Here is a 21,871-nt window from a genome sequence, read left to right on the forward strand (position 1 = left end):
AAATAAAAATTTAAGCATGAAAAAAATAATTTATATATCACTACTAGCAATCACAGTTGTATTTACTTCATGTGATTTAGATAGAAGTCCTTTTACTGAAATATCAGCAGATGATTTATTTAAAGACCCTGGAGCTGCTCAAGCAGCTACCCTTGGTAATTATTTATTCTTAAAAGGAGATAAAGGTTACGACGGTTGGTCAGACGATTTACATAGAATGTCTGAATACTCAGGAGATAATGTCATGATAAGTGGTGGAACTACAGATCCATTGTTCTTTTTTTATAACTATCAGAGAAACCCAAATAATTCAAGAAATAATAGATTTTGGAGTAATTCTTTCAAGGCCATTGTTGGGACAAATAGAGTTATTGAAAGTTTAACAGAAGGTAATTCTGATGAAGAAGATCAAGTTATTGGAGAAAACTATTATATCAGAGCTTTGGTATTCTTCCAAATGGGAAATGTTTTTGGAAAGCCTTACAATCAAGGTACTGAAAACTTATCAATTCCATTAAAACTAACCTCAGAAATAACTGATTTGCCAGATAGAAATACTGTGGGAGAAGTTTACAATCAGGTCATTGCAGATTTATTGAAAGCTGAAGCTTTAATGAATGAAAACAAAAGTGCATCTTTTGCTACAAAAGAAGCAGCACAGGCATTATTATCTCGTGTTTATTTATATATGGGCGATAATGCAAAAGCCATTGAGTATGCAGATAATGTTATTAATTCTGGACGCTATTCACTTTTACCTTCAAGTCGTTTTGCAGTAATGAATACCTTAGCCCCTGCAGAAAATGAAGAAGCGATATTCTCTATCACTTTAACAAAAGACATTGATATACCTGGAAATGAAGATTGGTTTACAATAGGCTCTTTTTATGCGAATATAGATGGTGTAGGTTGGGGAGAAATGTATGCTTCGCAAACCTATCTTGAGTTAGTTAATCAAGATACTGGCGATTTAAGAAAAAGCTTTATAGATCCACAATATTTACTTAATGGAAATGGACAAAAAATTCCAGCCGTATATTGGGTAGATAATGCTTATACATATCAATTTAGACGTACTACAGATACTGGCGGTACTATTACTTTAGAAGATGGAGGAAGTACATATACTTTAGAATCTGAAACAGTTAATAATAGAACGCAGTACTACTTCAATGGAGCCAATGGGCGTCAAGATGTTACTTTTGATTTTGATATGGATAAGCGTAATGGATATCCTAAATTCTTTATTCTTAAAGCATCTCAGCAAGAGAATGATTTACATCTTTGGTCACCAACAGTATCTCGTTTAGCCGAAATGTACTTAAATAAAGCTGAAGCTTTAGCTAAACAAGGGTCAGACCAAGCAGCTTTAGATAACATAAACGTATTAAGAACTAGAGCAAATGTACCTGGTTATACTTTAACTATGCTTCCAGTTGGAAAAACAGTTCTGGATGTTGTATTAGATGAGCGTCAATTAGAGTTAGCTTTTGAAGGGCATAGGAAGTTTGATGTCTATAGAAATGGAAGAACAATGAATAGAAGGTATCCAGGAACGCATTTAAATAATGCAAGTCCATTTTTTGAAATAGAAGCTACTAATAATGTTATTATTGAGTTTATTCCTGAGCAGCAAATATTAATACAGCCATCTTTAATTCAAAATGATTAGTATAAAACCTCAAAAGGTATTTAGAAATTATAATGAAAATTTGGAACATATAAAATAAATAGAATTTATGAAAACATTAATAATACATAAAAAGATAACATTCAAAATAGTTGCTTTTGTTACAATAGTCTTAATGGCAATTACATATTCATGTACGCCAGATGCGGTGCATATAGATACGAGTCTTAAATTACCTCCAGTGACATTAGATACTTCAGATTGGGTAGTTACCGATTATACAAGTCAGGAAGATAACGATGGAGAAGGAGCAGGTAACGGACGAGTATTCAATACCTTTGATGGAGATCCAAATACATTTTGGCATACTTGTTGGAATGGCTGTACTGCGGTTCCTCCACATTACTTTGTTGTAGATATGCTAGAATCTAAAAAGATTGGAGGATTTGTTTTTATGCAAAGACAATCACTTTCTAGAAACATTGAGATTTGTTCGATAGATATTAGTGATGATAATTCCAATTGGACTTCTTTAGGAGAATTTACTTTAGAAAAAACAAAATCAGCACAAGATAAACCTTTAGAGCAAGAAGTTACTGCTCGCTATTTTAGATTTAATGTTGTTAAAGTTTATGATGGAACAAATAATGCAGCCCTGGCTGAAATAGGGCTTTATTTTTAAAGCACCTTAATTTAAGCATAAGCCCAAAATATTTTTTTTGGGCTTATATTGTTGTTTTTAAACTCATATTGAGCATAATATCAGTATTTTAAAGTAATAGTGATAATTTTATTAGAAATTAATACTTGATGAAAAAACATATTCTTTATGGATTATTAATCTGTTTAATGTCATGTAATAATGGCTTAGATAGTCTGGATACAGATAAACTGTTTACAAGTATTCCGTCAGATATATCAGGAGTAACATTTGAAAATAGAATTTTAGAATCAGAAAAACTTCATTACTATAAATATTTATATATATACATAGGAGGTGGTGTAGCTGCAGCCGATTTTAACAATGATGGTTTGCAAGACCTTTTCTTTACCTCAAATATATATCCTAATAAGTTATTTTTAAATAAAGGTGATTTTAAGTTTGAGGACATTACAGAACAAGCTGGTATTGTAAAACGTACAGGTTTTGATGCGGGTGTATCCATTGCAGATATAAATAATGATGGATTTGTTGATATTTATATTAACAGAGCAGGCTGGTATACTGGAAATGAAAGATTGGCTAATATGCTATACATCAACAACGGAAACCTAACATTTACAGAGCAAGCAAGTAAATACGGTATAGCCGATACAAATAGATCAATATCATCTACTTTTTTTGATTATGATAAAGATGGCGATTTAGATTTGTATATAACCAATGCACCTTCAGATTTTAATTTATCAGGAGCTTTGTTAGATTTAGAGAAGATTCCAATTCAAAAGGAAAAGATAGAAAATTCAAAAAGCGCTGATAAGCTTTACAGAAATAATGGAAATGGCTCTTTTGAAGATGTTTCAGAAGCAGCAGGGATTATCCCAGATTTAGGATTTGGACTTCACGCCCAAGTTGGCGATTTAAACAATGATGGTTGGCCAGATATTTATGTGAGTAACGATTTTATTATGCCTGATTTCGCTTATATAAATAATGGAAACGGAACTTTCACCGATAAAAAAGAAACGCTTTTTAAGCACATTTCATACTATAGTATGGGTGCAGATTTTGCAGATATAAACAATGATGGATTGTCAGATTTGATGGTTGCCGATATGAGTCCAGAGGATTATGTGAGGTCGAAAACAACCATGTCTATGATGTCTATAGATCGTTTTAATACCATGACAAGTAATGGGTATCACCATCAATATATGCATAACGTACTTCAACTAAATAATGGTGGTAATTCTGCATTTAGCGAAATAGCAAATTTGTCTGGTATATCTAAAACAGATTGGAGTTGGGCAACGTTATTTGCAGATTTTGATTTAGATGGCTACAACGATTTATATGTAACCAATGGTATTTATAGAGATGTAGTAGATAGAGATGCTAATAACGAGATAAACAGCTATATTAAAAAAAACAAAAACACATTAACTGAGAAGGATTTTTACAATTTCACTCAAAAATTACCACAGCAAAAGCTAACCAACTATTTTTTTAAAAATCGGGGTAATTTACAATTTGAAAAGATTAACAAAGAATGGGCAAACGAGAAACCAACATTTTCTAATGGAGCTATTTATGTAGATTTGGATAATGATGGTGATTTGGATATTGTTACAAATAATTTAGATGAGAATGCTACCATTTTAAGAAATAATGCGAGAGAAAACAGCGATAATAACTTTTTGCAGTTCACATTTAATGGGCCGACCAATAACAAATTTGGTGTTGGAGCAACGGTAAACATATATCATAAAAATGGTGAAATTTTAACAAGACAACTCATAAATTCTAGAGGATATCTTTCCTCAGTCTCTAACAAACTCCATTTCGGGTTAGGTATCGAAACCACTATACCAAAAATTGAAATTATATGGAATGATGGTAAATCTCAAATTCTTAAAGATGTTTCTAGCAATCAAACTATAATCTTAAATTATTCAGAAAGTGACAATATCTTAGTGGAAGAAGTGAGTCATGCTGATAATAAAAAGCTATTTGCTGAAAACACTTTTAATTTTAAGCATACTGAAATACCTTTTAGTGATTATGACAAACAGTTATTACTACCACATAAACTTTCGCAAACAGGACCTGCAATAGCTAAAACAGATTTAAATAATGACGGTTATGATGATATTTTTATTGGCGGTGCACATCAAGAATCGGGGCAATTGCTAATAGCAAATAAAGAAGGTGGTTTTGATGCTATTAATATATCAGATTTTATAAAAGATAAAAACTATGAAGATGTAGCAGCTTGCTTCTTTGATGCCGATAATGATGGCGATCAAGATTTATATGTTGTAAGTGGAAGTTATGAGTTTGCTGAAGGTTCAGATTTACTTCAAGATAGGCTTTATATAAACCAAGGCAATCTTAATTTTAAACGTTCTTTTTCAAAAATACCAATTATTAAAACTGCGGGTTCAGTAGTAAGAGCTTCAGATTTTGATAATGATGGTGATATAGACTTGTTTGTTGGTAGTCGTGTCATCCCTGGAAAATATCCTTATGCACCAACCAATTTCTTACTCATTAATAAAAAAGGGGTTTTTAAGAATAAAATGGCATCAATAGCACCAGAAGCAGAAACAATAGGAATGATTACTGATGCCCAATGGGTTGATATTGATAATGATTCTGATGATGATTTAATTATTACTGGAGAATGGATGGGTATTGAGGTCTTTACAAATCAAGATGGTTTACTATCAAAAAATGAGACTTATAATTCTTTATCTTCTACCAAAGGATGGTGGAATTCTATAGTAATTGAAGATGTTGATGGAGACGGAAATAAAGACATTATTGCAGGAAACTTGGGTCTTAACTACAAGTTTCATGCATCAAAAGAAAAACCTTTCCACGTTTATACAAAAGATTTTGATGGTAACGGTACTGAAGATATTATGCTTGCTAAATACTATAATGATAAGCAAGTACCAGTTAGGGGTAAGGGTTGTACAGCGCAACAGATGCCTATTCTAAAAGAGAAAATAGGAACTTATAGTGAGTTTGCCAGTTTAGATTTACAAGGCATCATTGGTGATGGACTTCAAACTTCATTACATTATGAAGTGACAGAATTTCAATCGGGTATTTTTATAAATAAAGGAAATGGGCAATTCAGCTTTAAGCCTTTTCAAATAGAAGTGCAAAAATCGCCAATAAATAGCATTGTTTATAAAGATTTTAATGGGGACAACATTAAAGACCTTTTAATGGCTGGGAACAACTATCAATCTGAAGTAGAAACAACGCGTGCAGATGCTGGAATAGGAGCGTTTTTAAAAGGAACTGTTACTGGGGATTTTAATTATGTACCTAATAATCAAATAGGGCTCTACGCAGATTCAGATGTTAGAAACATGGCATTTTTAAAAACAAAAGAAGGTAGTCTTTTGTTAGTTTTAAATAATAATGATAAACACCAATTATACAAAATATCTAATAAATTATAATATGCATATAGTAAATACACGCCTAAATTTATTGAGTTCAAATCTCTTTTTAATATTTTTAATTCATATTTTAATTTCTTGTAGTTCATGTTCTAAAAATGATGCTTCTACAGAAGCAGAAGAAGAAGAAGAAACTAAAGCTCTAAGTTTAACTAAAACTATTCCTATTGGTCCTAATAGTTGGGTTATGAATAATCTCGCTCAAGACCAAAATATAATTTCTGAATCTGGCATCCAGAATTGGTCATCCTTAGATGATGTTATTCGTACCTATGTAAAAACAGGAGCTGGTGAATTAAATGTGGGATTAAAAATGAAATCTTCAGAAGGTTCATCTAAAATTAAAGTTACCGTTGGTAATACTTCCAAGGAAATAACGAGTTCTAATACAACTTATAAAACAGAAGAAATTGGAACATTTACAGTGCCAGCTGGTTATAATTATATAGAAATAAAAGGATTGGAAAAATCAGCAGCAAATATTGTTGAGATTAGCGATATTCTTTTTGGAGGTGCTGCCATTGCTTCAGGAGTAACTTTTAATCCCGCAAGTAATTTTTATTTTGGAAGAAGAGGGCCTTCTGTACACATGGGTTATGATGAGCCATCAGGCAAAGATGTACAATGGTTTTATAACGAAGTTACAGTTCCTGAAGGAGAAGATCAGCTTGGAACATTTTTTATGGCTAATGGACATGCACAAGGCTATTTTGGTATGCAAGTTAATTCTGCTACCGAAAGACGTGTGTTATTCTCAATATGGAGTGCGTACAGTACAGACGATCCAAGTCAAATTCCAGAAGATTACAAGGTTACTAATTTAGGAAATGGAACAGGTGTAACGGTTCAGGATTTTGGTAATGAAGGTTCAGGTATACAATCTTTTATTGATGTAGATTGGAAAGCTGGTGTGACTTATAAATTTTTGCTAAAAGGAGAACCTTCTAGTGTATCTGGATCTACAGATTACACAGGATATTTTTATGATCCTGAAGTTGGAGATTGGCAATTGATAGCAAGCCTAAGAAGACCAAAGACCAGTAATCATTTAGAAAGGTTACATTCATTTTTAGAAAATTTTAATCCTAGTACAGGAAATCTTTCAAGACGTGTTAATTATGGTAATCAATGGGTATACACAACTGATAATTCATGGACAGAAATGACAAGCGGAACATTTACCGCAGATGCTACTGCAAGTAACGGCGATCGATTAGATTATGAAGGAGGTACTAATGGCAATACCTTTTTTCTAAAAAACTGCGGTTTTTTTAATGCTAATGTACAGCCTAATACACCATTTTCAAGAACTGCATCTGGCACTTCACCAAATATAGATTTTACTTCTTTAGAAACCCCTAAGCTTCCAGACCCTCCAGCTGAGGTGACATTGTTAGATAGAAGCTCGTGGTCAGTTATAGATTATAGTACTCAAGAAGATAAAGGAGGGGAAGGAGAAACTGGACGTGCGGCAGATATTTTAGATGATAATTTAGACACATATTGGCATTCTTGCTGGAATGATTGTACTGCAACTTTACCACACCATATTACCATAGATATGGGAGCTCAAACAGAAGTATTAGGTGTAAGGTTTGCCCAAAGACAGACTTTATCCAGAACAGTGAAAAATATTGAGATACAGGTAAGTACAGATAATTCGAGTTGGTCTTCGTTAGGCAACTTTGAGTTACAAAATATAAAAGAGGTACAAGATGTGAATTTTGCATCATCAGAAACATTTAGATATTTAAAATTTATTTCTACATCATCACATGATGGTACAAATAACGCTGCAATGGCAGAAATTAAAGCATATATTAATTAGTAATATATTGTTTATTTTGAGTTAGTTTTGGTTAAAGCCTCTGAGAAATCAGAGGCTTTCTTTTTAAACTTGCAATAAAAAAGTGAGTGTATTTATAGTCAACCAATAATTCTGTAGGCTAAAGCGATGGACAAATCAAAAAACAAAATTGGCTTATAATGCACTCAAAGTTTCTTATGTCAAGTCTCTAAAAAAAAGTAAAGGAGGTCTTAAAAAAAGTAACCTTTTGAATTACCAAGCTATAAATTACAGTAAAATATCAAAACGCATTTTATATTTAAGGCGTAGATATTATACTTAGGTGAAGACTGCTTAGTGTCATATAAATTATAAAACTCAGATTTCATGATTTATTTGTTACGTATAATTTTTTTCAGTGAATAATACTGAACAATAATATTGTTTTGTATATTTATATTTGATGTTGTTATCAGAGTATTATAGGTCTGAAATGAGAAGTACAAAATAAAATAATGAAAATGAGAATAATTAAGTACACAGTAGTGTTTATTTTTTCCCTTGTAATGTTAATTGGTTGCGGAGGAAAAGAAGGAAAGAAGAAAGAAGGATTTACGTATGAAAACAAAAAAAGTACGACAAAAAAAGTTGAAGAAAGCAGCCTAAGTGAAGTGGTTTTGACCTCTAATGATTTAATGCAGTTTAATAAAACTGAAATTAAGGTAAAAGCAGGTAAAAAGGTTAAGTTAACGCTTAAGCATATAGGTAAGTTAGAGAAGAAAATAATGGGACATAATTTTGTGTTACTGAAACAGGGTGTAAGTATTTCTGCATTTGGGAACCATGCAGCCACCTTTGCTGAAAACGAATATATTCCTGAAGATACTAAAGATATAATTGTCCACACCAAACTAATAGGGGCTGGAGAAACAACGGTGATAGAATTTGATGCTCCAGCAGTTGGCGAATACGATTTTTTATGTAGTTTCCCTGGACATTATGCTATTATGAAAGGTAAATTTATTGTAGAGTAATTTATAATAAACCACACCATTTTTACCAAAAAAGTCTGAGATTTATATCCTCAGACTTTTTTGGTTTTATAGCATTGATGCAACGATTAACGATTTTTTTTTAGTTTAATTTTTTTCAGTGAATAATACTGAACAACAGTATTGATATAAATATCTATATTGTATGTTTTAACAAGATATATTTATGAAAATCAAATTTTTATTAATCCTTGTCCTTTTTGGGTTTTGTCTATCTGCTCAAGAAGAAATAAAACTCGATAACTTAAACGACTTCAAAACACAAGCCGGAAACTGGCAAATAGTAGGTGACGTAACTGTAAATAGGTATGTTGACGTGCATCACGAAGCAACAGAAGAAAACGATTCAAAAAAGAAAAAGAAACGCAGAAAGAAAAAAAGAAATGCCATTGAGCCACCAAAAGCCATTGAGTCAACCCCAGGAACAGGGATTCTTTTAAATATAAATGACAAAGAAAAACATGATGCCTTAATTACCAATTGGGAACACGGAGATTTACTTTTGGAGTTAGAGGTGTTGCTTCCAAAAGGATCAAATTCTGGGATTTATTTTCAAGGGCGCTATGAACTGCAGTTAAAAGATAGTTGGGGCGTTAAAAACCCCTTGGGGTCAGATATGGGCGGATTTCATAACAATTGGGAAACAGATGAAGATAAAATTTTCAGAGGTATACCGCCAACTAGCAATGCTTCAAAAGCACCGGGGTTATGGCAAACATATAAAGTGCATTTTCAGGCACCACGATTTGATGAGACGGGTAAAAAAATATCGAACGCTAAATTTATTTCAGTCGATTTAAATGGTGTTCGAATCCATAGTAATGTCGAAGTACCAATTTATACCGGCGGCCCTATTGAAAAGAACGAAGTGGCCAAAGGCCCACTATTAATACAAGGAAACCACGGACCCGTTGCCATCAGGGATTTTAAATATCAATTATTGAAAGAATCTTCAGTGGAGCTCACATCACTGTCGAACGTTATTTACAAAGGCGCCTTTAAGGGATTGGATGAATTGAACGAAAATGCTAAAGTGGCAACCGGAAAATCCAATAAAATTGATATTCTTAGTGTTGGTGAAGAAGATGAATATGGTATTATGTATATAGGAACTTTGGATGTTGCCGAAGAAGATGATTATACAATTAGCGTGGGTTATACCGGAGGTGTAAAGCTTATTGTTGATAACAAAAAAATTGTAGAAGATAATTCTTCGAGCGGTCAAGCTGTGTTAAATGAAGATATGACCTTATCAAAAGGAACACATAAGTTCATCCTAATTAATATTAAATCTGCTGCGTGGAGAGCACCACGATTAGGTTTGTCAATTAAGAGTAAATCGACCAATTCAAAAGATTTTCATGCTTATGATTCTTATCCGCCCAATATAAATACGGTATCTCCAATTTTCGTACAACCGGATTCTAAACCCCGTTTGTTAAGAGCCTTTGTGAGTTTTAATGGCGATGGCAAACGCTTGTCGCATACCATTGGTGTTGGTACTCCAGAAGGTGTCAATTATATTTACGATTTAGGAGCAGGTAACCTTGTTGGTGTTTGGCGAGGCGAGTTTGTAGATGCAACACCTATGTGGCACAGCCGTGGTGATGGATCGTTTAAACCTAAAGGTGCCGTTCAATGGACGTTTTTAAACCAACCTATTGCGCAACTTTCAGATTTGAATATTGCCTTTCCAGAAACAGGAACAGCTCCAGAATTTGTTTCAAAAGGCTACGTAATAGATAAAACCAATTGGTTGCCAGTCTTTAAATACCGTTATAAAGATGTTGATATTGAAAATAGAATCACACCAGATCCTAACAATAATTATGTGGTTCACGACATTCAATTTTCAAAATCCGGATTAACAAATTGGTATTGCAAATTGGCTTCTGGCGAGGTTGAAAAAATGTCTGACGGCGCTTATCTTATAAAGGATAAACAATATTATGTTAAAGTACGCACTGGTCAAATTCCTATAGTTCGAAAAGTTAACGGAGAAACAGAATTGATAATTCCTGTTGATGGTAGTAACATTAAATATGAAATAATTTGGTAATGATGAAAAACAAAGTAATTCATAATAAAATTAAAGTAATAATCGTGTTGATTGTGATTGGTTTTTCACAAATTGTACTGGCTCAAAATGCACCTAAAGAAGAGGATTACTACCGCATAACAAAAGTGCCCACTCCAGAAGGGGTTAAGGTTGAAGGCGGCGGTGTTTTGTCGTTACCCGATGGCACCATTGCGGTTTGTACCAGACGTGGCGATGTTTGGATTATCGAAAACCCAACCATGGTAAATGGCTATCCCTCCAAATTTATAAAGTTTGCATCCGGATTGCACGAACCTTTGGGTTTGGCCTATAAAGATGGCGCGCTATACACGGCACAACGGGGAGAACTCACTAAGCTTGTAGATACTGATGGTGATAGAATAGCCGATGTTTACGAAACGGTTTATGCATGGCCATTATCAACACATTATCACGAATATTCTTTTGGTCCCGTTTTAGCTCCAGACGATGCTTTTTTTGTAACAGCCAATGTAGCTTTTGGAAATGAAGAGTGGTGGCGTGGAGAAAGTCGTGTGCCATGGCGCGGATGGACCATGAAAATTTATGAAGATGGCCGTATGGAACCCTGGGCTACTGGAATGCGTTCGCCAGCGGGTTACGGACTTATTGATGATGAATTGTTTTATACCGATAACCAAGGCGATTGGGTTGGCTCTGGAGGTATGTGGCACTTGCCTAAAGGCGTGTTTACAGCACATCCGGCGGGTCTTAAATGGAGCGAGCATAAAGATTCGCCTATAAAGCTTACCGAAGAAGCATTTTATGGTAAAATTGATAAACGCCAAGTTAAAAAAAATGGACGCTACGTTAAACCTGAAAATATTATAGATGAAGAAGACCCCGATTTTGTTTTTGAAGCAAAAGCATCTTTTTCCGAAGTGCAATTACCTGCAGTGGTATTGCCTCACGGTATTTTGGGTATTTCAAATTCCGAAATAAAAGTGGATAAAACAGGAGGGAAGTTTGGGCCATTTAGCGGACAGGTTTTTGTTGGCGATATGGGACAGAGTAAAATAATGCGTGTGGTTCTTGAAAAAGTAAAAGGCGAATATCAAGGTGTGGCTTTTGATTTTAGATCGGGTTTCCAATCGGGTGTGATGCGTATGGATTTTGACCAAAGCGGGAACCTTTTTGTGGGTGAAACCAATAGAGGTTGGGGATCAGCCGGAACTACAAATTCTGGTTTAGAGTTCCTCACATGGACAGGTAGAGTGCCTTTTGAAATGAAAAGCGTAAAATCGATGCCTGATGGTTTTGAGATTGAGTTCACAAAACCAGTAGATAAAAGTTCTGCTGAAGATTTAGACTCGTATCAAGGTAAAAGCTATATTTATAAATATCATGCCGCTTACGGAAGTCCGCAAGCCAACCTGGAAACCATTAATTTAAAAGGGGTTAAAGTTAGTGACGATGGTTATAAGGTGCGCATTGTAACTGATAATTTAAGACCATTTTATGTGCACGAAATAGCCTTATCTGGCGTTAAGGAAAAAGAATCGGGCCAGTTAACTTTACATCCAACATTTTACTATACTTTAAATAATATTGCTGAAGGCGACAAGTTAGCATTATCTCAACTTTCAACCAAACGATCTTCAAGTATTAAAAAGAAAGTTGCAAAAAAAACTAAGGCCTCTAAAACAGCCGTAGCTAAAAAAACAAAAACGGTTTTAACTGATGCACAGGTGCAACCGCTTTTAACCAACAATACTTGTGTAGCTTGTCATCATAAAGAAAAAAGACTTGTTGGGCCTTCTTTTAAATTAATTGCAAAACGTAATTATACTGATGAGGAAATGGTAAAACTTATTTATAATCCGCAGCCTAAAAACTGGCCGGAATATGCCACACCAATGGCGCCGATGCCTCAGGTTCCAAAAGACGAAGCGCTTAAAATTGCGGCTTGGATAAATGCTTTGGATTGATGGTTTAAAAAAGAATTTTCTGCATTATTGAGTAACATCTGTCTGTCTAAAAAGTTAGAGGAAGAGAAGATTTAGTGATATTGAGTTTTATTTATTACATAAAAATGCTCTTATCTAGTTGTTTTTCAGTCTGGACGGGACTCATTGACCTCCAGTATAATGTGCTTTATATCAGAGTTCTAACTTGAAAAAACTGTCTAAAACAATTAATAAAATTACTTTCATCTACCAAAATACTAATTACAAACAACACTTAAATACTTATAAATAAATTGTTCACAATGGTAATATTGTATTGATTTTATATTATTTTCACTACAAACTACACATCAGATATAATATTAAATAAAATCTAATCAATGAGAAAATTAATTATTCTAATATCACTTATAATTCAGTCAAACTTTTCTCATTCGCAATATATTGATTCAGATTTAAGGAAAGTATTTAGTTCTGTTGTTCTAATAGGTGACTCCATCCCTAAGATACATGTAATAAATGGTAAAAAGTATGATGTATATTTACATGATAAATTAACAAATAAATTAATCCATTTTAAAGACCAATCTTCAGGCTCTGGCTTTCTAATAACAAAAGGGCTAGATGATTATTTGATTACGGCTGAACATGTTGCAAGAAACATAGGTGCTAATGGATTTATACGTTTCAGAAACATAAAAGACAAGAATATAGAAATTAAAATAAGTGATTTATTGCCTGAACATGCCAAAAAATTAGATTGGGTTTATCATCCAATAGCCGACGTAGCAGTTCTTCACTTAGGGTTAAATCAAAAAGATTCATTATATAAAAAAAATATTGGATTAAGCTTTTTAAACTTTGATGAAATCAAGAGTAATTTCTCCACACTAGACAGGTATGGAGAACTGACTGTTCTGGGCTTCCCGTTAAACCATATTTTATCTAAAAAAAACTATTCTCCGATTACAAAAAATTTAAGACCTGCAAGTGATATTATTTCATTAAATCGTTTTGATAAAAAACATATAACTAATGAGTTTTTTCTTCTTGATGACCCTAGTATTTCAGGTTTTAGTGGAGGATTGGTAATTGAAACCTTCCATCATTCTGTAGAAAAATCGGGTAATAATTATACTATCAAGCCTAGTATATTGGGGCTAGTGCATGGAACGGTTAATGGGAAAAGTGGAGGTTTTGCAGCAATACTGCCTTCAAAATATATCATTGAAGCTATAAATATGGCACCATCAACATCCGGAAAATACACATACAGATATCCAGATGGCTCAATTTGGAGTGAAGTTATACTCAAAAATGGTTTACATTGGGAGGTCATAAGTAATTTTAATCCAAACGGCAAACCCCAAGAAAAAGGAAATCTAAAAGATGGAAATGGTTCCTTTTACAGTTACAATGAAGAAGGTACCTTAATTTACATATACATGTATAAAAAAGGTGTTCTTACTAATATAGAAGAAATTAAAGAATAAACATATTAATAATTTTGTACATGCTTTAAATGATAAACACAACTGACTTTCTCAGATGAACATTGGGTTACTAGTATCTATTTAAAGTTAGTAGATACAAAGTATTTCTGAATAAACAAAAAATCTAATTAAAGATAAAAGCACATAATAAACTTACAATGGGGGCAATTTTTTATGTTAATAATCAATACGAATTAGAAAAAACAATTTGGTCATGTAGTAAAGGAGATGAAATACATATACTAAGAGGAAATTATCCAGTTTTAATTTCCAAGCCAGGAATTAAATTTTATTTTCCTAAAGATTTCTCGGTTACAATAGGTTGCATTCCTCATCCCATTCAAGGTATTATAAAAACAGCAACACCTAAAGAATCTCCTTTTTTTGGATTAACTGCTAAAGGACACTTCCATCCTAATTTTAACATTGAATTTCATAATTTAAAGATGGATTACGATTTAATAAAAACCAAAATAGTTTATACTATTACCCTTCCTTTTCCATTAAATATTCCAAAGGATACGGTAATAGTATCACAGAATGGAATAATAATTCAGTTCAAAGAGAATTTAACAGATAAAAGCAATAGTAATATTATTAGTCATAAATCGCATAAACCTCCAAGTATTGGAATCAATTATCCAAAGGCTGTTATAGAATGCAGCTATTTAAGTTCAAAGCCTGTAGATATCTTAAAATATAGATACGAATTAGAAAATAGCGATACTATTATTATGACTACTCCTGATTTAATTGTTAGAGAGAAAAAAGACTTTGAAACGTTAACAGATATTATATCAGTTAATAAATGTCATCCAAAAATAAAACTTGATATCATTGAATATAAAGTTTTACTTTCTATTAATAGATTCATAAAATCTTATTCAAAATCTATAAATGAAAACATAGTCGATGTTTTGAGTATAACCAACTTTCAAGAAACAAATCTTAGAACTATTATTTCATCTAACAAAAGAGTCACAGAGTATATCTCATATAATTTAAACAAACCCACAAAAAAATTAAATGCTCTTGAATTTCTTGATATGTGCAGTAATAATATATCTGACCCTGACTATCCTCTTTCAGATTATATTGAAACCTCTTTAAACAGATTAGAGTATCATATAGCTACATTAGGTATGTATCAACTTTTTGAACAATTATGGAATAAACAAGGTAGCAAATATAATTTTATACAAAATTTTGGATTGTCCTTGTCAGCTGTTAAATATATCCATGAAATGATAAATGCCAGAAATAGCATTGTACATGAAGGGGTTTGTAAAACTCAAAATGGTAGTGGAAATCAAAAATTTAGAAATATACTTGGAGCCGAAGAAAAAGAAATGACTGAGTACGATATCTACATTAAGCAAAGACCATTTTATTGGTTCTACAATGGAATATTAGAAATGTTATCTGTTAAATAAAAATCTGGATTTATTTTTGAAACACCAATATATTGATAAATAGTCATACTATAGAGTCTTCACTAGACCGCAAGATTTTCACACACAATTAATGTTTTTCAATAAAAAAAGGGTATCAATTAAAACTGACGCCCTTTTTGATTTATAATAATGACATGACTAGTGCTTATAATTTAACAAAATCCAATTCGCGTTAGCTATATATTGCTTTTTGTCTTTCTCATTTTTAAATACTAAATATAGCGAAGCTTCATTTACTTTAGGTTTTACGGGTATTTTGTAATACGTCATTTGGCCTTTATCTTTGTTGAAATATTTTAAATGGGTTTTACCAATAAGATTTCCGTTAGGGGCGTTTTCTCTAATTTCAATAGCACCTTCGTAAGCATAATTGCCCGCAAAAAAGGCAGCGAATTTTATGCTTTCCAACCCTTTTAAAGGCACCGCATCAAATTTTAGGTAGGAATTATGAACAATAGAGCCTACAAGGTTTTCACCTTCGGCATTCCAATTTCCTAGGCCTTCACTTTTTTCAATGGCGCTTTCGGCTTGGATTTTAGGCGCTATAAAAATAATTTGGTCTCTGGCCGAAAGTGTGGATTCTGGTTGTCCGTCGTTGCCATTATCCAAATAAGAAGCCATTAAAACGTATATGCCTTCATTTTTACTGCCCATGTGTTCGTTAAATGTAATACTGCCTTTTATGGGCAATTGTTTTCTTGCTTTGGCTTTGCTTGGTTTTAGCGATAAAATATAGGTAACCATTTTTTCAACCTCATCTGGTTTTAATTGGGGATGTGCGGACATCATGGTTTCTCCCCAAACACCGCTTCCGCCCTTTATGATTTTACTGACTAAATAACCAGCATCTTTGGTGGTGTACTTATTGGCAATCTCGATGTAAGTGGGGCCATTTACCTTTTCGTTGGTTGCATGACAAGCTTTACAATCGCTGCCGTCAATAAGTTTTCTGCCTTCGGGCACCGTGTTTTGTTGATGCCCCAAAGTGGCTTTTATTAAATCGTTTCCTTCCGGAATGTAATCTAAAGTTACTTTTACTTTATTGGCATCAATAGAGCCATCTTCGGTACTTCCGTCTTGCTTGTCGTTAACAATTACGGTGTAATTGACTTTTTTATTATCCCAATACGACTTGTTATTGGGCTCAATTTGAATGCTTATTTCGGGCGGGTCGTTACCTATCAAAAGTTTGGTGTTTGCCGTTGATGTTTCGCCTTCTTTATCGGTTACTTTTAATTGGACGTTATACGTGCCGGATTGCTTAAAGGTGAACGAGGGAGTTGCTTCTGTTGATTGCACTTCGTTATTGGTAAAGGACCATGCGTAAGTCAGTTTATCATTATCATAATCTACAGACTCCAGCCCTGAAAAATTAACCGTTAATGGTGCGGCTCCAACCGTTTTATCTGATGTTATTTTGGCGATTGGTTTTCTGTTTCCTCGTATATATGAAACTCTATTTAAACGCGCATCCAGGTTTTGGGTGTTCCATTTTTGACCATATTCCAAAACATATAAATTTCCGTCTGAACCAAAAATCATGTCCATTGGATGCGAAAATTCGGTGTTAGGCATAAACGGTTCTGCTTTTTTGTAATTGTGGTTTTCATCAAGCGTCACTACATAAATCCAATCTCTCATCCATTCGTAAACTATAAGTTTGCCTTCAAAATATTCGGGAAAAGCATTGGCGTTGGCATTAGGGTAATTTGAAGCGTGATAAATAGGACCCGCCATAGGGTTTACACCGCCAACACCCAACCACGGGAATTCCTCAGATTTGTCATAAGAATACCAAATGAGTGATTCCTGAGCTACGGGAAGTTCTTTTAAACCCGTATTATTTGGTGAATCATTAACTAAATGATTAGGGTCAAATTTTGCTCCTGATTCTTGAGTTGTAAAATTATAGTCGTTATAAACTTGATTGTTCCCTCTGGTGTAAGGCCATCCCCAAAACCCAGCTTTTCTAGCTTGGTCAAATTCGCCCATGCCTTTTGGTCCTCTGTTTGGGTTTCCTGTCCCAGCATCAGGACCAACATCTCCCCAATATAAATAGCCTGTTGCACTATCAATTGAGGGTCTGAAAGGGTTTCTACAACCCATCACATAAATTTCCGGTTTTGTGTTTGGTGTGCCTTTGGGGAACAGATTGCCCTCTGGAATGGAATACGTGCCATCGTCTTCAGGTTTAATCCTTAAAATCTTTCCTCTAAAATCGTTGGTGTTGGCAGCCGATTTTTGAGCATCCCAAAGCGCTCTCCCTTCGCGCTCGTCAATGGGTGCATAACCTGACGATTCAAATGGGTTGGTGTTATCGCCCGTTGTGATAAATAAATTTCCATTAGGCCCAAACTCTAAGGCACCACCGCTATGGCAGCATTCCCTAATCGTGGGAATTTTAATTAATATTTTTTCAGAATCTAAATCCAGTTTTTTGTCGATCAAATTAAAACGTGAAACATGTTGCAAAGGTTCGTCACCTGGTGCTGAATAAAACAAATAAATCCAATGGTTAGTTTTATAATTGGGGTCTACCGCCAAACCCAACAAACCATCTTCGTTGCCATAAAATAAATCGAGTTGCGCAATGGTTTCGGTTTGTTCTGTTTTAAAATCAAATAATTTTAATGCGCCTCGGCGTTCGACAAATAAGATGCCTTCATTTGGTAATTCATCCAGTTCCATAGGCTCATTCAAATTGAAGTCTAACACCTGTTTTACAAATCGATTTTCTGGAGGTATGCGATCCGATGTTGCTTTTGTATAATCGAGCGTGTTTTTACCAATGGCATATTTAATTCCACCTAATAAATGATTTAAAAATGTTGGGTTTTTATAAGTTTCGTTTGTGTGTCCCATTTCGGTATAAAAAGCACGACCACCATCAAATTTATGATACCAAGAAATGGGATGATTCTCGCCATAAGTGCCTCCTTCATAAGTGGTTTCATCTATAGTAATGAGTACATTAATATCTGGATTAATACTTTTAAAGTTATACCATTCATCTTCTTTTATCCAAGGCGTTTCAATGATTTTGGTTGATTCATGATTTTTATCTATCACATTTAGTGTTGCTTTTTGTATTCGCGGATGTCCTTCAAAATAGGCGCCAACAAGTTTGTTATACCAAGGCCATTCATATTCAGTATCGGTAGCAGCATGTACACCTATAAAACCTCCTCCAGCTTGTATGTAACGTTCAAAATCGGCTTGCTGTACTTCATTTAGAATATTGCCTGTAGTATTTAAGAAAACGACTGCTGAAAATTGTTTTAAAGAATCCTCAACAAAATATAGGGAATCTTCAGTGGCAACCACTTTAAAGTTATTTTCTTTTCCCAGTTTTTTCAATGCTGTTATTCCAGCTTCAATTGAACCGTGTCTGAAACCTGCCGTTTTACTAAATACCAGTATTCTTTCTTCTTTTGTGCCACATGAAATGATCAAAATACTTATGATGAAAATCAGAATGGATTTTATAAATTTAGGTTTCATTTTAATAATAGTTAAGTTAAATATTGGTTGTTATATATAGCTGTTAATAAGCTGTTCCAAAAGTTCTTGTTTGCCGCTTTTCAATTCGGTTTTTCCATTTTTAGAAGCTAATTGATATAAGTCTTTTAAGCTTAGTTTGCCTGCTTCAAAACCCTTACCCGAACCGGAAGTAAACGACTCATATCTTTTTTGCTTCAGTTCTAAATAATTGGAATCAGACAGTATTTTTTCTGCAGTTAAAAGTGCTCTGGCAAAGGTGTCCATACCGCTAATATGCGCTATAAATAAATCTTCCATATCGGTAGAATTCCGTCTTGTTTTAGCATCGAAATTAATACCGCCATGTTCAAAACCCTTGTTTTGCAAAATAATCATCATTGCCTCAGTGACTTCGTATATATTGGTTGGGAATTCGTCGGTATCCCAGCCATTTTGATAATCGCCTTTGTTGGCATCAATGCTTCCCAACATATTCGCATCGACCGCTACTTGTAATTCATGGGCAAAAGAATGACCTGCTAAGGTGGCGTGATTGACTTCTAAATTTAATTTAAAATCCTTTTCCAAACCGTATTTATTTAGAAAACCCAATACGGTTGAAGCATCAAAATCGTACTGATGTTTGGTGGGTTCCATTGGTTTGGGTTCAATAAAAAAGGTGCCCGTGAAGCCTTGAGCCCTAGCGTAATCTCTCGATTTGGTTAAAAACATGCCTAAGTGCTCTATTTCCTTTTTCATGTTGGTATTATGTAGCGACATATAACCTTCGCGTCCTCCCCAAAACACATAGCCTGTTCCCCCAAGTGCTATGGTAGCATCAATGGCGTTTTTTACTTGTACGGCAGCCTTAGTTAATACATTAAAATCTGGATTTGTTGCAGCACCATTCATGTATCGCGGGTTCGAAAACACATTGGCAGTGCCCCAAAGTAGTTTAATACCGTATTCGGCTTGTTTAGCTTGGGCGTAAGGTAAAATTTGATGTAATCGTTTTTCGATGTCAAAAACACTTCCATCGCCAACTAAATCGGTGTCATGAAAACAGTAATAGGGAATGCTAAGTTTGTCGATAAACTCAAAAGCAGCATCCATTTTGTGTTTTGCAGCGGTTAAAAGATCCGTATTAGCCCAAGGAAACGTTTTTGTTCCGGGACCAAAAGGGTCGCCGCCTTCGCCACAGAACGTATGCCAATAAGAAACAGCAAATTTTAAATGGGCTTTCATTGTTTTGCCATTAATAACTTGGTTTTCATTATACCATTTGAAAGCAAGTGAATCTTTTGAATCTCTTCCTTCGTATTTAATTTTATTGATTTTTGGAAAGTAAGTGCTCATGTTAGTATGTTTTTTTTAATTCTTTTTCCCAATTATGATACGCATCTTCTATTTTAGATTGCATTTGTTTATTTGGTTGAATGGTTTCTAGTTTTTTAAACCGACTAAAAGCTTCGTCTGAAGATTTATAAACGCCAGCGCCAAGGCCACTACCAATTGCTGCTCCAATGGCGCCATCGGTATCGTATATTTCGATTTGTGCATTAGATAGGGTAGCTAGGGTTTCTTTAAAAATCCTGCTTTGAAACATATTGTTATTTCCAGCTTTTATAACATCTAACTTCAATCCCATGGATTTCATAATATTAATGCCATACTGAAAAGAAAAAACAATGCCCTCTTGTGCTGCGCGTAATACGTGCGCCTTGTTATGGATGTTAAAATTAAGATGTTTCCATGTGCAACCATTATTCGCATCTTCTAAAATACGTTCGGCACCATTTCCAAAAGGAAACACTTGCAAACCATTTGAGCCCACCTCAACAGTTTCAGCTAATGCATTCATTTCGGAATAACTCAAACCCTGGGTTATATTTTTCCGAATCCATGCATTCAATATGCCTGTGCCATTTATACAGGCTAGAACGCCATATCGTGGTTGCCCGACTTTATGGTTAACATGTGCAAATACATTAACACGCGAACGTAAATCGGGTTTTATATCATCAACAACACCATAAATAACGCCAGATGTTCCTGCCGTTGCTGCAATTTCTCCGGGTTTTAAGACGTTTAAAGATAAGGCATTGTTGGGTTGGTCCCCAGATTTGTAAGACACGGGGATGCCTTCGGGAAGCCCTAATTGGTTCGCAATTTCGTTTGTAATTGTGCCATGTGAACTAAACGTATCATGGATTTCAGGGATTAAAGTGTCTTTTAAATCATAATGGTTTAAAAGCGTCTCCGAAATTTTATTGGCTTTAAAATCCCAAAAAACACCTTCTGATAAACCGCTTACGGTAGTTGTAATTTTATTGGTGAGTTTCATTGCAATAAAATCACCGGGTAGCATTATTTTGTATATACGTTCAAAAATCTTTGGTTCATTATCTTTAACCCACTTTAGTTTTGAAGCGGTAAAATTTCCAGGAGAATTCAATAGTGTGTCCAAGCAGTAATTTGAGCCTAAAGTGTTAAAGGCTTCTTTTCCAATTTCCGATGCGCGACTATCGCACCAAATAATTGAAGGCCTTAGCACTTGTTTGTTTTTATCGACTAAAACAAGTCCGTGCATTTGATAAGAAATCCCTATGGCCGCAATAAGCGACTTATCTATTTTTGCACTTTCAATGAGTTTTGGAATAATTAATTTAACATATTCCCACCAAAGTTCAGGATCTTGTTCCGCCCATCCATTGCGATGCGCAATAATATCCATTTCGTCTTTTGGTTCGAAATTTTGAGCTATTATTGTACCATCAGAAACTTGCAATAAGCTTGCTTTTATAGATGATGAACCAATATCCAATCCCAATAAATACATCGTTAAACTAGTTTAT

The 21,871-nt window shown here is 34.2% G+C and carries 12 protein-coding genes; 9 read left to right on the plus strand and 3 right to left on the minus strand.

The features are described 5' to 3' along the window. Positions 1-16 precede the first annotated feature (16 nt). The 9 genes from RG22_RS14410 to RG22_RS14450 all read left to right on the plus strand — a co-directional run bounded on the left by RG22_RS14410 (position 17) and on the right by RG22_RS14450 (position 15,515). Complete coding sequence (locus RG22_RS14410; protein ID WP_034044556.1) at positions 17-1,672, plus strand: RagB/SusD family nutrient uptake outer membrane protein; 1,656 nt, start codon at positions 17-19, stop codon at positions 1,670-1,672. A gap of 67 nt (positions 1,673-1,739) precedes the next feature. Beyond that, complete coding sequence (locus tag RG22_RS14415) at positions 1,740-2,312, plus strand: discoidin domain-containing protein (RefSeq protein ID WP_081997735.1); 573 nt, start codon at positions 1,740-1,742, stop codon at positions 2,310-2,312. A gap of 128 nt (positions 2,313-2,440) precedes the next feature. After that, positions 2,441-5,767: a VCBS repeat-containing protein gene (locus RG22_RS14420; protein ID WP_034044558.1), complete on the plus strand. Its 3,327-nt coding sequence runs from the start codon at positions 2,441-2,443 to the stop codon at positions 5,765-5,767. 1 nt (position 5,768) lies between these two features. Then, complete coding sequence (locus tag RG22_RS14425) at positions 5,769-7,595, plus strand: DUF3472 domain-containing protein (protein ID WP_162183654.1); 1,827 nt, start codon at positions 5,769-5,771, stop codon at positions 7,593-7,595. Positions 7,596-8,074: 479 nt separating this feature from the next. Further along, positions 8,075-8,587 (plus strand): azurin, encoded by a 513-nt coding sequence (gene azu, locus RG22_RS14430; protein ID WP_034046137.1) that lies wholly within the window; start codon positions 8,075-8,077, stop codon positions 8,585-8,587. Between the two features lie 184 nt (positions 8,588-8,771). Continuing rightward, positions 8,772-10,664: a 3-keto-alpha-glucoside-1,2-lyase-like domain-containing protein gene (locus RG22_RS14435; protein ID WP_034044559.1), complete on the plus strand. Its 1,893-nt coding sequence runs from the start codon at positions 8,772-8,774 to the stop codon at positions 10,662-10,664. After that, positions 10,664-12,610: an auracyanin family protein gene (locus RG22_RS14440; protein ID WP_204244192.1), complete on the plus strand. Its 1,947-nt coding sequence runs from the start codon at positions 10,664-10,666 to the stop codon at positions 12,608-12,610. Before RG22_RS14435 ends, RG22_RS14440 begins: the two co-directional genes overlap by 1 nt. Positions 12,611-12,969: 359 nt before the next feature. Further along, positions 12,970-14,082: a toxin-antitoxin system YwqK family antitoxin gene (locus RG22_RS14445; protein WP_034044561.1), complete on the plus strand. Its 1,113-nt coding sequence runs from the start codon at positions 12,970-12,972 to the stop codon at positions 14,080-14,082. Between the two features lie 158 nt (positions 14,083-14,240). Next, entirely contained in the window at positions 14,241-15,515 is a 1,275-nt protein-coding gene (locus tag RG22_RS14450) for a hypothetical protein (protein WP_034044562.1), read from the plus strand. 159 nt (positions 15,516-15,674) lie between these two features. On the opposite strand, the gene RG22_RS14455 is transcribed toward RG22_RS14450, so the two are convergent. From RG22_RS14455 to RG22_RS14465, 3 genes are read right to left on the minus strand one after another with little or no spacing between them, the layout of a single operon-like run. Continuing rightward, positions 15,675-19,037, minus strand: a complete 3,363-nt coding sequence (locus RG22_RS14455; RefSeq protein ID WP_081997736.1) for a ThuA domain-containing protein — start codon at positions 19,035-19,037, stop codon at positions 15,675-15,677. Between the two features lie 30 nt (positions 19,038-19,067). Beyond that, on the minus strand, positions 19,068-20,372 hold the full coding sequence (gene xylA, locus RG22_RS14460) for a xylose isomerase (protein WP_034044563.1): 1,305 nt from the start codon (positions 20,370-20,372) through the stop codon (positions 19,068-19,070). A gap of 1 nt (position 20,373) precedes the next feature. Beyond that, a complete protein-coding gene (locus RG22_RS14465) occupies positions 20,374-21,855 on the minus strand; it encodes a xylulokinase (RefSeq protein ID WP_034044564.1) in 1,482 nt (493 codons plus the stop codon). Positions 21,856-21,871: the final 16 nt, after the last annotated feature.

The sequence above is a fragment of the Wocania ichthyoenteri Th78 genome, from assembly GCF_000789235.1.
In the GTDB taxonomy this organism is placed as follows: Bacteria; Bacteroidota; Bacteroidia; order Flavobacteriales; family Flavobacteriaceae; genus Wocania_A; species Wocania_A ichthyoenteri.

Excerpts from the sequence above, each read along its gene's own strand:
- RG22_RS14410 (WP_034044556.1), top strand. The coding sequence starts at position 17 with ATGAAAAAAATAATTTATATATCACTACTAGCAATCACAGTTGTATTT.
- RG22_RS14415 (WP_081997735.1), top strand. The coding sequence starts at position 1,740 with ATGAAAACATTAATAATACATAAAAAGATAACATTCAAAATAGTTGCT.
- RG22_RS14420 (WP_034044558.1), top strand. The coding sequence starts at position 2,441 with ATGAAAAAACATATTCTTTATGGATTATTAATCTGTTTAATGTCATGT.
- RG22_RS14425 (WP_162183654.1), top strand. The coding sequence starts at position 5,769 with ATGCATATAGTAAATACACGCCTAAATTTATTGAGTTCAAATCTCTTT.
- azu (WP_034046137.1), top strand. The coding sequence starts at position 8,075 with ATGAGAATAATTAAGTACACAGTAGTGTTTATTTTTTCCCTTGTAATG.
- RG22_RS14435 (WP_034044559.1), top strand. The coding sequence starts at position 8,772 with ATGAAAATCAAATTTTTATTAATCCTTGTCCTTTTTGGGTTTTGTCTA.
- RG22_RS14440 (WP_204244192.1), top strand. The coding sequence starts at position 10,664 with ATGATGAAAAACAAAGTAATTCATAATAAAATTAAAGTAATAATCGTG.
- RG22_RS14445 (WP_034044561.1), top strand. The coding sequence starts at position 12,970 with ATGAGAAAATTAATTATTCTAATATCACTTATAATTCAGTCAAACTTT.
- RG22_RS14450 (WP_034044562.1), top strand. The coding sequence starts at position 14,241 with ATGGGGGCAATTTTTTATGTTAATAATCAATACGAATTAGAAAAAACA.
- RG22_RS14455 (WP_081997736.1), bottom strand. The coding sequence starts at position 19,037 with ATGAAACCTAAATTTATAAAATCCATTCTGATTTTCATCATAAGTATT.
- xylA (WP_034044563.1), bottom strand. The coding sequence starts at position 20,372 with ATGAGCACTTACTTTCCAAAAATCAATAAAATTAAATACGAAGGAAGA.
- RG22_RS14465 (WP_034044564.1), bottom strand. The coding sequence starts at position 21,855 with ATGTATTTATTGGGATTGGATATTGGTTCATCATCTATAAAAGCAAGC.